We start from the raw sequence: 11,770 nt of genomic DNA on the forward strand, positions 1-11,770 counted from the left end.
CCCAGACTCGTGCTAGTAGTTCGCGGCGGTGTACTGGTGAGGGAGGTATCCTGGTGAGGAGGCACGCCGCTATCCTTCCTGACCAACGTGCTACCCTTTGAAACGTGACAAGGCCATAACGCCATCATATGTCAGGCACTTATCACTTTATCAGGCTTATCACGAAAAGAGGACGGATGGCTTTGGTGCCCCCGCCATGACGCACTTCACTCATTCACTAGCTTACAAACTCGCCACCTCACCACTACCTATCTCACAATTTCACAACTTCGCACCTTCACCACCCCACCTTCCCATGCTCCACCTCACTGAGTGCCCCCGCGACGCCATGCAGGGCTGGTCGACATTCATTCCCACGACCGATAAGATTGCCTACCTCAATGCCCTGTTGCGAGTGGGGTTCGATACGCTGGATTTCGGCTCTTTCGTGTCGCCGAAAGCCATTCCGCAGCTGGCTGATACGGCCGAGGTGCTGGAAGCTCTGGACCTGAGCCACTCAGCTACCCATCTGCTGGCCATTGTCGCCAACCTTCGCGGGGCAGAAACGGCCGCCCAGTACCCTCAGATTCGGTTTATTGGCTTTCCGCTGTCGGTGTCTGAGACCTTTCAGCAGCGTAATACCAACAAAAGCATAGCCGAAGCCCTCGACGATGTAGCCCGCATGCAGGAGCTGTGCGCCCGCACCGGGCAGGAGCAGGTAGTGTACTTGAGCATGGGCTTTGGCAACCCCTACGGCGACGCCTGGAGCCCGGCCGTGCTGGGCGAATTCACGCAGAAGCTGGCCGACCTGCAGGTAGGTATTGTGGCTTTATCTGATACCATTGGGGTGTCTACGCCGACTACCATCGGTCCGGCCTTCCGGGAGCTGACGGCTGCTTTCCCGCAGATTCGCTTTGGCGCCCACCTGCACACTACCCCCGACACCTGGCGCGAAAAAGTGCAGGCCGCCTACGAGGCCGGCTGCCGCCACTTTGACGGGGCCCTGGGCGGCTATGGCGGCTGCCCCATGGCCGCCGACCAGCTCACCGGCAACATGCCCACTGAGCATTTGCTGGAGTTTGCCCGCGAGGTAGGCGCCGAGCCAAACCTGCGGCTGGAAGCATTGCCAGCCGCAATGCAATTAAATCAGCGCATTTTTATGGGGCATTAAACCGTACTTTGTCATTCCGAACGGAGTGAAGAATCTGGGTTGAGCACCCATGAAGAACCCAGATTCCTTTCCGCATTCGGAATGACATTTCCCCCTCAGCCTTATGCCAGCCCCTCAAGTCGACCTGTTCATTCCTTGCTTTGTAGACCAGCTATTTCCTGCTACCGCCATGAACATGGTAAAGGTTTTGGAATCGGTGGGCTGCCAGGTGCACTACAACGCCAACCAAACCTGTTGCGGGCAACCGGCCTATAACGCTGGCTACAAGGAGCAAAGCTGCGACGTAGCCCGCAAATTCCTCGACGACTTCCCGACTCAGCAGGAGCGTTACATTGTGAGTCCCTCGGCTTCCTGCATAGGCATGGTGCGCAATACCTACGCCGATTTGTTTGAAGGCACCTCTGACTCCGGCCGCTACCACGGGGTGCAGCGCCGAGCCTTCGAGCTGACTGAATTTCTGGTGGACGTGCTAGGCGTCACTTCCATTCCCAAAGCCCAACTCACGGGCAAGTACACCTACCACGACTCCTGTTCGGCCCTGCGCGAGTGCGGCATCCGGGAAGCTCCGCGCCAGCTCCTCGACGCCATTTCGGGCCTGGAACGGCTAGAAATGGCCGAAACCGAAACCTGCTGCGGCTTTGGCGGCACCTTCGCTGTGAAGTTCGAAGCCATTTCTGTTGCCATGGCCGAACAAAAGGTAGAGCACGCCCTGGCCACTGGCGCCGACTACCTCATCAGCACCGACACGAGCTGCCTCATGCACCTCGATGCCTACATCCGCCGCGAGAAAAAGCCCCTCAAAACCCTGCACGTAGCGGATGTACTGGCTAGTGGGTGGTGAATCACGGATGTAGACGGATTCATCTAATTCCACGGATTGTGGGGATGGTAAATACTATATGTAATGCGTGCGTTAATAGGTACAGTTTCGGAGGTATGGCTCGTAGCATTATCAGTTGTAGCGTGCGGGCGAATAGAGCGCCAGCTACCAGGGGCAATACCGGCAGAAATCTTCACGCAAAACAAGGAATTCACGTATCTGGTCAGCCGCTCTGATGGGCAGCAGCTAGTACCCACCGATACCGTTGTGCTGACCTCAACGGGCCGAATCTGGGAGGCAGATTCCACCCAAAAAGCAATTGGGTGGGGAAGCAGAACCGACGAAATGAGAAGCGGTACTGGCGTGGCTGAAAGCCCACGTGGCGTCTGGATTCATCCGCCGCGTTACGGCGAGTATGCTATTCTAGAACTTAGTCCGTTTCCCGAAATACGGCTGCCATTCAAGCCTGGACAAGAGTGGGATTGGGAACTGAGCGTTGGCTCTTATTGGTCGAACCCGGCCTGGGCAGTGTGGCAGGGCCAGATGCAAGTGAAAACCCATTACAAATCGGTAGGCCAGCAACGTGTTGCTACCCCTTTGGGCAAACTCGAGTGCCAGCAAGTAACCGCCGTGGCCCGGTGCTCAGCAGGGCAGGCCACGCTGTCATTGCTGTTTCATCCGCAATACGGGTTTGTGGAGCTCGACTACGTAAATATCGACGGCGGGCGGTTGCGGTTTCAGCTGCTTTCCGTTGGTGTCGTGAATGAATTCGACGCGACAACGTACTTCGGCAAGCAGTAGGATGCGTACATAAAAGAGTGCGCCTTTTCACGTGAAGAGGCGCACTCTTTTATGGTGTGGGTTGAAGTTATACCAACTGTCCAATCCGCTGCTTCAGGTTTTCGGAGCCTTCCACCAGTGGTAAGCGCACGGCGTCGGCGCAGAGGCCTTGGGCGGCCAGGGCGGCTTTCACGCCCACGGGGTTACTTTCCTCGTACATCAGCGGATTTAGCTCCACGAAACCGAAGAGCAGTTCGCTAGCTGCCTGAAAGTTGCCGCTGAGAGCGTGCCGGGTCATGTCAGAGAAGCGGCGCGGGAAGGCATTGGCCAGCACCGAGATAATGCCCACGGCCCCGAAGCTGATCAGCGACGTGGTCATCATATCATCCCCCGAAATCAGCAGAAAATCAGCAGGTTTGGCGGCAGCAATGGCAATGCACTGCTCCAAGTTGCCGCTGGCTTCCTTGATGCCGATGATGTTGGGATGCTTGGCCAGCTCCAGGGTAGTAGCGGCCGTCATGTTGGAGCTGGTGCGGCCGGGCACGTTGTAGAGTAGCACGGGCACCGGGGAGGCATCGGCTAGCAGCTGGTAATGCGCAATGATGCCGCGCTGGCTGGGCTTGTTGTAGTAAGGAGAAGCCGAAAGCAGGGCCGAAATGCCCGTCAAGTCGGTTTGCTGGATGGTGCGGACGGTAGCGGCCGTGTCGTTGCCCCCGATGCCGTACACCAGCGGAACTCGGTCGGCTACCTGCTCGCGCACTGCGCGCAGCACTTCGGCTTTTTCTGCGGTGGTTAGGGTGGCCGATTCGGCGGTGGTGCCGTTGATAACCAAGTATTCCACGCCGCCTTCAATGGTGAAGTCGGCGAGACGACGCAGGGCGGCGTAATCTACGGCGCGCTCAGGAGTGGGGGTGAACGGAGTAACGAGGGCTACGCCAGTGCCACGTAGTTTGTCCATGCGGGAAATTAGCGGTTGATTTGTAATGGGAAGACCCGCGGCGAAGGTACAATGCCGGCGGCGAAGGTCGGCCCGTTTCCTCTAAAAGTACGGCTACCTCCTTCGCCGGTCGCGTTATCTTTCTTCATGAAATTCACGAATTACCCGCTGCTGGCTGCGGCTTCTTTGGCCAGCCTCGGCGCGCTGCCTGCCTGCAACGACGCCAAAAACGCTACCGCCGCCGAAACGGCCGCCAGCTCCACTGCCATTGCCGCCGACTCGGCTGAAACGGCCACCATTACCACGGCGGGCACCGCTACCGCTGCCAACACCGGCAACACGGGCAGTCCGGCTACCATTCCGGCCGGCAAGCGTGCCGATGCCGCTACCATCACGGCTCGGCCCCAGGTGCCCATCCTGTGCTACCACCAGATTCGGGATTGGCGCCCCCGCGACTCCAAAGGTGCCAAGGACTACATCGTGCCGGTAGAGCAGTTCAAGGCCCAGATTAAGATGCTGGCCGATTCCGGCTACCACACCATTCTGCCCGACCAACTCTACGCCTACCTCACCACCGGCGCCCCGCTACCCAGCAAGCCCGTGATGCTGACCTTCGACGATACCGACCTCGACCAGTTCACGGTGGCCCGGCCCACGCTGGACAAGTACGGCTTCAAGGCAGTGTACTTTATTATGACCGTGAGCCTGGGGCGCCCCAACTACATGAGCAAAGCCCAGGTGAAGCAGCTTTCCGACGAGGGCAACGTCATCGGTTCCCACACCTGGGACCATCATAACGTGAAAAAGTACGCCGGCGAGGATTGGGTAACTCAGATTGAAAAGCCCACCAAGCAACTGGAGGAAATTACGGGCAAGAAAATCAACTACTTCGCCTACCCCTTCGGCCTGTGGCGCCCCGAGGCTATTCCGGAGCTGAAGAAGCGCGGCATGGATGCGGCCTTTATTCTGGCTGAAAAGCGCGACCAGCAGGACCCGCTCTATACCATCCGCCGCATTATTGCTAGTGGGTACTGGAGCCCCCGTACCCTGCATAACAGCATGGTGCAGAGCTTCTAAGCACGCCGTTTTTACAATAAAAAGCCCCGGCAGATAGGCTCTGCCGGGGCTTTTTATTGTTGAAAAGATAACCCAGCATTAATCGGGTACGATGCAGGCAGCAACCCACTGGCGGCGGGCCTACCTCTCGGCTACTTCTGCGTGTTTGGGTTGGGGCTGACCAAATACCACTGCCTTGACCTCTGGGTAGGTGTGGGTAAGGCGCTGGGCTTGACTGGGTAAGGGCTGGCCGGGCCGGCTGGGTATGAGAAGTAAAATGGGCTTGCTGTTTAGCTCCGCCCGCTGGGCCAGCTGCAGCCGCAGGGCTTGGTACTGCTCAGTTGCTTGCGTTGGTGTAATCACTTGCGAGGAAAGGTAGTCGGCGGCAACCCAGTCGGTGTAAGCGGCGCCTGGGAAATAGGCAGCTACCGAATCGGGACGAGGGGGAGTCCAGACCCAGGCGGCACTGGTGTCGCCGGCCGCCCGAAACCGGGTAACCAGCTCCCGCCAGGCTTTGCGGTAAGCAGCCGGCGTGCTAGCCCGCAGCAGGGGCCGCAGCAGTACAGGTTTATTTCGCTCCCGGATAGTGGCTACGCTGCGTTGCCAAGCATCGGCCTGAAAACGGCTACCCATCACTTCCCAGCTCAGCAGAGGAGTGCTGCCCTGCTGGTCCAGGGCTGCCAACGTAGCGGAAGTTACGTGAGGCCCTAGCGCGGGCGGCAATTGCAACTCCACTACGGCCGGCGCCACTTTAGTTCCGGACGTAACGGAAGCGGTCCACATAGGAGACATTGGCGGGGTAGCCGCCTGCCCGATTCGTACGCCACCTACGCCGGTATGCGCCCAAATGAGGGCGTCGGAGGGTGTATTTCGGCCCAGCCACAGGCTTATTCCCAAGCTAATCAGGGAGTGAGTCGTAAATACAAAAAAGGCGACGAACACGGCGGCAGTCCGTAGCCGCGGCAACCGGGGGCCCACCTGATTTTCCAGGAAATTCTCCGCCTGGCGCAGCAACCACCGCAGGGGGCGGGCGGATGTAGCCAGCTGCCGAAGGCGCTTAAGCAGCTCGTGCTGGGCCATCAGCACAGAGGCGAACAGCAGGGCGGCATTGGTAAGGGCCAGCGCCATCATCAGCAGGGCGTAGGGCGTCTGGGTGAGGTAGTGGCCGTAGCGGGCGGCGGCTACGCAGATACCAGCTAGCACTAGGTTGGGCAAGCTAAGCAGCCACTCGTTGCGGCCGTGGCCTTCTTTAGGAGTCGGGATGTAGGGCACCCGCACCCGCAGCAGCGTGTACACGAAACCCAGGCAATAGATCCACCAGGTGCTGGTGCGCAGCAGCCCGCCCACTAGGTGCAGACCTGCTTCGTGCGGCTCCCGCAGCCAGCGTTGCGCGTTGTAGCGAATCAGCAGGGACATCATCAGCACCGGAGTCAGGTGCAGGGCAAATTCCAACAACGACAAGTGCCAGGGAAACTCCACTAGCAGCAAGGAGGCAATAGGGACGGCAATATCAATGAGCGTGACCAGGCCGGAGAGAAAGTACAGGGGCAGGGTCGCGTAGTGCAGCTTCTGGCGCCCGCTCAGGCGCCGGAATAGGCGCGGGTAGACCGTCAGCAGCAGCTCAAAGGCCCCGCGGGCCCACTTCAGCTGCTGGGCATAGAAGGCCCCCAGCGTGGAGGGCACCAGCCCCCGGCTCAGGATGCGCGGCACGTACACCGACTGCCAGCCCTGCGCGTGCAGGCGCAGGGCCGTGTGCATGTCCTCGGTCAGGCCCGCGGCGTGGCCGCCAATCGAGTCCAGGGCGGCGCGGCGGAAGGTGCAGTTGGCCCCGATGGCCTGGGCCGTGTTGTAGGCGTGCATGCCCATCATCAGGGGCCCGTAAAAGTGGTAGGTCTGCTCGGCCGCCCCGCGCGCCACCAGGCTCTCGTCCTGGTTGCCGTAGGCCTGCACCACCTGCACGTAGCCCACGGTGGGGCAGGCAAAGTAGGGCACGACCTGGTCCAGAAAGTCGGGGGCCGGCACGTGGTCCGGGTCCAGCACCACGCACAGCTGGCCCGTGGCCTGCTGCAGGGCGTGGTTGATGTTGCCGGCCTTGGCATCGACCTTGTGCCGGCGCGTGACGTGCACGATGCCCAGCTGCTGGCAGAGCTGGCGCAGATAGGGGTCGTCGGCCTCGTCGCAGAGGTAGCTGGTGTGGGGGTAGGTGATGGCCTGCATGGCCCGCAGCGTCTGGTCCATCATGGCGTAGGGCTCGCCCGGGCAGAAGGTCGTGAGCACGTCCACCGTGTAGGCCGGGGCCGGGCCGGCCGGGGCCACGGGCTCGCTCACGCCCACGTAGTGGTACCACTCGTGCAGCATGCGCAGCAGCTTGAAGCCCAGCGACACGCTCAGCAACCAAAACAACGGCGCGTAGCCAATGTGGTCGGAGTCAGCAAACCACCACAGGAAATGTCCCGTCAGTAAGACGCCAACAACGACCAGTATCCGCATCTGGCCTACCTGCTTGGCCAGGACGGAGCCTATAGAAGTTGCCGTGGAAGGTACTTTAAGGGGAGGAGGTGGAGCCAGGGCTGGTTCAGGGGTAAGCGTTTCTTCATAGAAAGTCATGGCGCGACTGACTGACAGTGAGGGGGAAAGAGCGAGGTAAGAGCAGAGAAAAGCAGATAAACGGAGGAAAGCAAAGAGAAGATAACGCGTATAATGAATTCAAGTAATTCTTGTAAAATAAAGTCAAGTATACGAGTTTATACTGGTAAAAAATTTAATTATTTATAATTAATATACAATATTGCTTCGTCGCTTTTTCCCTCTTCTCATGCCGGTGCGCTCCTTTGTTTCTTTCTGGTTGATTATTTGCCTGAGTACCTGGCTTTTTAGTGGGTGCCACTCGGCTGGTACACACCCCGAGCAGCAGCCTGTGGCCCCGGGTGTGGTGCCCGTGCAGGTGGTGAAAACCAAGGACGGCTACCAGCTACTGCGCGGCGGCAAGCCCTACACGATTAAGGGAGTGGCGGGGCTGCAGCAGCTGGAGCGGGTGCAGGCCCTCGGCGGAAATTCCCTGCGGCTTTACACCACCAATTACGCCGATGCCATTTTAGACAAAGCCCAGCAGCAGGGCCTCACCGTGATGCTGGGGTTGTGGATGAAGCCCGAGTACGAGGATTTCGACTACTTCGACCGAAAGGCAGTGGCGCGGCAGCAAGCGGAAATCCGGGAGCAGGTGCTGCGTTTCCGCCATCATCCGGCGCTGCTGATGTGGAACGTGGGCAATGAGCTGGACAACCACACTAACAACCCGCGGGCGTTTCAGGCTCTGAACGAGGTAGCTCGCATGATTCACGAGCTTGACCCGCACCACCCCGTAACAACTACCCTGACCAGCAACTTCAACATGGTATCGGCCGTGGAGCGCTTCTGCCCCGACCTGGATGTGCTGACAGTCAACATTTTCGGTGGCCTGGGCGAGTTGGACTCCCGGCTGGTGCAGGATGGCTGGGCCGGGCCCTACATCGTAGGTGAGTACGGAGCCCGGGGCTGGTGGGAAGCCCCCCGCACTACCTGGCGCGCCCCGCTAGACCAGAGCAGCAATACCAAGGCGGAGTTCATGCGCACCCGCTTCGAAAAAAGCGTTACGGGCCAACCCAGGCGGTGTTTGGGTTCCTACGTACTCTATTGGGGGCAACGCTTCGAACAGACGGCCATGTGGTTTAGCCTTTTTACCGACAAGGGAGAGAAGACCGCCGTGGTAGATATGGTGCACTACCTCTGGACGGGAAAGCAGGTTGCCAACAAAGCGCCGCGCCTGACCCGCTTGCGGCTAGGTGGCCTCCCTCCTGAGCGCAATGTGCTGCTGCGGCCTGGTGCTACTTACCAAGCCAGCGTAGAAGCCACGGACCCCGAAGCCGACTCACTGCGCTTTACCTGGCAGGTGGTGCCGGAAGTGGATGAAAACTTCGTGCTGCCCCAGGACCGGACGGCCCCCGAGCCACTACCGAACATCATCCAGCAGGCTCAGGGAGAGAGGGTGCTGCTGCAGGCCCCGCGCAAAAAGGGCCCCTACCGGCTGCTGGTAATGGCCAACGATGGGCACGGCAGCGTTGCCACCCATAGCTACCCCTTTTTCGTGGGCCAGCTCACGGCCGCCGACAGGGCCAAGGAGCCCCAAGGCAGCTTCAGAAAAAAGGCGTTCCAGTAAGCACTGGAACGCCTTTTACACAAATCGGTAGATACTGGCTTTACGAATGTTGGTTGGATCGGTAGTCCCTCACCACAGGCAGTCGGGCGGAGTGTTTACTTCTACTGGGCAGGTAGCCCGCCTTCTTTTAGGGCCTGAAAGCCGCCAGCATTTAGTACTTTCTGAAAGCCTTTTTCTTGCAGAAGTACCGCGGCTTTACCGCTGCGGTTGCCGGAGGCGCAGTAGAGCACGTAGCGTTTCTTGGGGTCGAGCAGGGCCATCCGTTGGGCAAAATCAGGGGCGCGGAAATCCACGTTTTGCGCTCCAGATAGGTGGCCGGCGGCAAACTCAGCGGGCGTGCGCACATCCAGCAGCACGGTGCCGGGCTGGGCCAGGGCTTGCTTTACCTCCGCCAAGTCCGCCACTGGCACGCTGGGCCTGGTTATGGTCCCGATGTTCACCATGGGTACTGCCGCCGGAGCATGAGGCTGGGCTGCCGGGACGGACATTTGGGCGTGGGCCCCGGCAGAACTGATCAGACCGGCAGCCAACAAGGCAAAACGGAACATATAAAAGGGAATAGTGGGAAGTATATGACAAGGACAACCCCTGGCGCGAAGAAGTTGCGCCAGGGGTTGCTAGTTACTCATTCTGGCTGAGAGACTTAGAACAAGCTGCCTTGCTCACCCGCCCCAGCAGATGGGGTCTGGCCAGTTGCGGTGGCTGCCGCAGGGGTAGGAGCCGCTGCTGTAGAATCGCCCAGCATTTGGTCTAGCACGGCATCTTCCGCGTCGAAGCTGGTAGGCAGCATGGCCAGCAACTCGTCCTCGGTGATGATGGGTACTTTCAGTTCGGTGGCTTTCTCGCGCTTGGCGGGGCCCATTTTGTCGCCGGCTACTAAGTAGCTGAGCTTCTTGCTGATGCTACCGGTAATCTTGCCCCCGTTCTGCTGAATCAGGTGCTGCAACGCCTCCCGGCTGTGCTGCTCAAACACGCCCGAAAGGACAAAGGTGAGGCCCGCCAGCCGGTCGCTCTGGGGCTGCGGAGCCTCGCCGGTCAGGGCCAGTTGCAGGCCCGCCGCCCGCAGGCCCTCAATCAGCTGGCGATTCTCCGGCTCCTGAAACCACGCCGCCACCGACTCGGCAATAACGCCGCCTACCTCCGGCACGGCCGCCAGCTCCGTGGCTGAGGCTGCGGCCAGGGCATCCATGGTGCGGTAGTGCTGAGCGAGCTTTTCGGCTACCGTCTCGCCCACGTAGCGGATGCCCAGGCCAAACAGTACCCGGTCGAACGGAATTTGCTTGCTCTGCTCCAGGCCCGTGAGCAGGCGCTGCACCGATTTTTCACCCATGCGCTCTAATTGGGCCAGCTCGGCAGCTTTGGCGGGCAGGTCGTAGAGGCTGGCCGCATTCGAAACCAACCGCAGATCAAAGAACCGCCCCACGGTTTCGGCGCCCAGCCCATCAATGTCCAGGGCCTTGCGCGAAACGAAGTGCTCTAGCTTGGCCTTGAGTTGGGGGGGGCAGGCCCGCTCATTGGGGCAGCGGAAGTGGGCCTCACCCTCGGGCCGGATCAGGGGCGTGCCGCAGGCCGGGCATTCGGTGGGGTAGATGATGGGCACGGCATTGGCGGGGCGGGAAGCCAAATCAACGCCCGTGATTTTGGGGATGATTTCACCGCCTTTCTCCACGAAAACCAAGTCGCCGAGACGCAAGTCGAGGGCCGCAATCTGGTTGGCGTTGTGCACGGAGGCGCGCTTGACCACGGTGCCAGCCAGGGGCACGGGGTCGAGCAGGGCCACGGGCGTTACGGCGCCCGTGCGGCCCACCTGGTACTGAATGGTGTGCAGGCGCGTACGGGCGGCTTCGGCCGGGTACTTGTAGGCAATGGCCCAGCGGGGGCTTTTGGCCGTGAAGCCCAGTAGCTCCTGCTGGCGGAAATCGTCGACCTTGATAACAATGCCATCGGTAGCAACCGGAAGCGTAAACCGCTTCTTATCCCACTCGTGCACGAAATCCAGCACTTGCTCTATGGTGCCGCACACCCGCCAGGTGTCGGATACGGGTAGGCCCCAGGCGTGCAGGGCTTCCAGCGACGCGCTGTGGGTAGGGAACATGCTCCGGCCCGGCATCAGGAAGGAATAGGCGAAAAACCGCAGCTTGCGGGCTGCCACCAGCGCCGAGTCCTGGAGCTTGAGGGCCCCGCTGGCGGCGTTGCGCGGATTGGCCAGCAGGGCTTCCCCGTTGGCTTCCCGCTCAGCATTCAACTCGGCAAAAACCGGCAGGGGCATGAATATTTCGCCGCGTACCTCAAAGTCAGCGGGTTGGGGCGGGCCGGCGGGGCGCAGGTGCAGGGGCAGGTTGCGAATGGTGCGCACGTTGCTGGTTACCACGTCGCCGCGGGTACCGTCGCCGCGCGTGACACCCTGCGTGAGTTGGCCGTCCTGGTAGGTTAGGCTCATGGCTACCCCGTCAAACTTCAGCTCACACACGTACTGCACGGCGGCACCTTCCAGCCCGCGGCGCACCCGCTCATCAAACTCTCGCAGGTCAGCCTCGGAGTAGGTATTGCCCAGGCTAAGCATGGGGTAGCGGTGCTCAGCCGTAGGAAATTGCTTCGTGATGGTGCCGCCCACGCGCTGAGTAGGCGAGTTGGGGTGGGCAAACTGGGGGTAGTCCTTTTCCAGTTGGGCCAGCTGGGCCAGCATCTGGTCGAACTCCTGGTCGGGCACTTCCGAGATGTCGCGCTGGTAATATTGGTAGTTAAGGTGGTGCAGGCGCTCGGTGAGGGCCGTTATCTGGTGCTGAATGTTGTCGTCGGCGGGCATGGAAGGCACGGGTTGGGGCTGCAAGC

9 protein-coding genes are annotated in these 11,770 nt (G+C 60.4%); 5 read left to right on the forward strand and 4 right to left on the reverse strand.

What is annotated here, in order from left to right; translation table 11 throughout:
* The first annotated feature begins 295 nt into the window (after positions 1-295).
* The 3 genes from MWH26_RS07710 (at position 296) to MWH26_RS07720 (ending at position 2,771) form a co-directional block, all read left to right on the forward strand.
* Positions 296-1,150, forward strand: coding sequence for a hydroxymethylglutaryl-CoA lyase (locus MWH26_RS07710; RefSeq protein ID WP_247976745.1), 855 nt, complete (start codon positions 296-298; stop codon positions 1,148-1,150).
* Between the two features lie 103 nt (positions 1,151-1,253).
* Positions 1,254-1,991, forward strand: coding sequence for a (Fe-S)-binding protein (locus MWH26_RS07715; protein ID WP_244696018.1), 738 nt, complete (start codon positions 1,254-1,256; stop codon positions 1,989-1,991).
* A 246-nt stretch (positions 1,992-2,237) separates the two neighbouring features.
* The gene (locus MWH26_RS07720; RefSeq protein WP_247976746.1) at positions 2,238-2,771 is read left to right on the forward strand and encodes a hypothetical protein; all 534 of its coding nucleotides are present in this window, start codon (positions 2,238-2,240) and stop codon (positions 2,769-2,771) included.
* Positions 2,772-2,838: 67 nt separating this feature from the next.
* Here the strand turns inward: MWH26_RS07720 and dapA are convergent, their stop codons facing one another.
* Complete coding sequence (dapA, locus tag MWH26_RS07725; RefSeq protein WP_247976747.1) at positions 2,839-3,708, reverse strand: 4-hydroxy-tetrahydrodipicolinate synthase; 870 nt, start codon at positions 3,706-3,708, stop codon at positions 2,839-2,841.
* Between the two features lie 126 nt (positions 3,709-3,834).
* Here dapA and MWH26_RS07730 point away from each other — a divergent pair, with 126 nt between their 5' ends.
* Entirely contained in the window at positions 3,835-4,764 is a 930-nt protein-coding gene (locus MWH26_RS07730; protein ID WP_244696021.1) for a polysaccharide deacetylase family protein, read from the forward strand.
* A gap of 120 nt (positions 4,765-4,884) precedes the next feature.
* Here the strand turns inward: MWH26_RS07730 and MWH26_RS07735 are convergent, their stop codons facing one another.
* Positions 4,885-7,350, reverse strand: coding sequence for a glycosyltransferase (locus MWH26_RS07735; RefSeq protein ID WP_247976748.1), 2,466 nt, complete (start codon positions 7,348-7,350; stop codon positions 4,885-4,887).
* 208 nt (positions 7,351-7,558) lie between these two features.
* Between MWH26_RS07735 and MWH26_RS07740 the strand changes: the two genes are divergently transcribed.
* Entirely contained in the window at positions 7,559-8,938 is a 1,380-nt protein-coding gene (locus tag MWH26_RS07740) for a glycoside hydrolase family 2 TIM barrel-domain containing protein (RefSeq protein ID WP_247976749.1), read from the forward strand.
* Between the two features lie 101 nt (positions 8,939-9,039).
* Here the strand turns inward: MWH26_RS07740 and MWH26_RS07745 are convergent, their stop codons facing one another.
* Positions 9,040-9,486, reverse strand: coding sequence for a rhodanese-like domain-containing protein (locus MWH26_RS07745; protein ID WP_247976750.1), 447 nt, complete (start codon positions 9,484-9,486; stop codon positions 9,040-9,042).
* A 95-nt stretch (positions 9,487-9,581) separates the two neighbouring features.
* Positions 9,582-11,744, reverse strand: coding sequence for an NAD-dependent DNA ligase LigA (gene ligA, locus MWH26_RS07750; RefSeq protein WP_247976751.1), 2,163 nt, complete (start codon positions 11,742-11,744; stop codon positions 9,582-9,584).
* Positions 11,745-11,770 lie beyond the last annotated feature (26 nt).

It is taken from the genome of Hymenobacter sublimis (assembly GCF_023101345.1).
Taxonomy (GTDB): Bacteria; Bacteroidota; Bacteroidia; order Cytophagales; family Hymenobacteraceae; genus Hymenobacter; species Hymenobacter sublimis.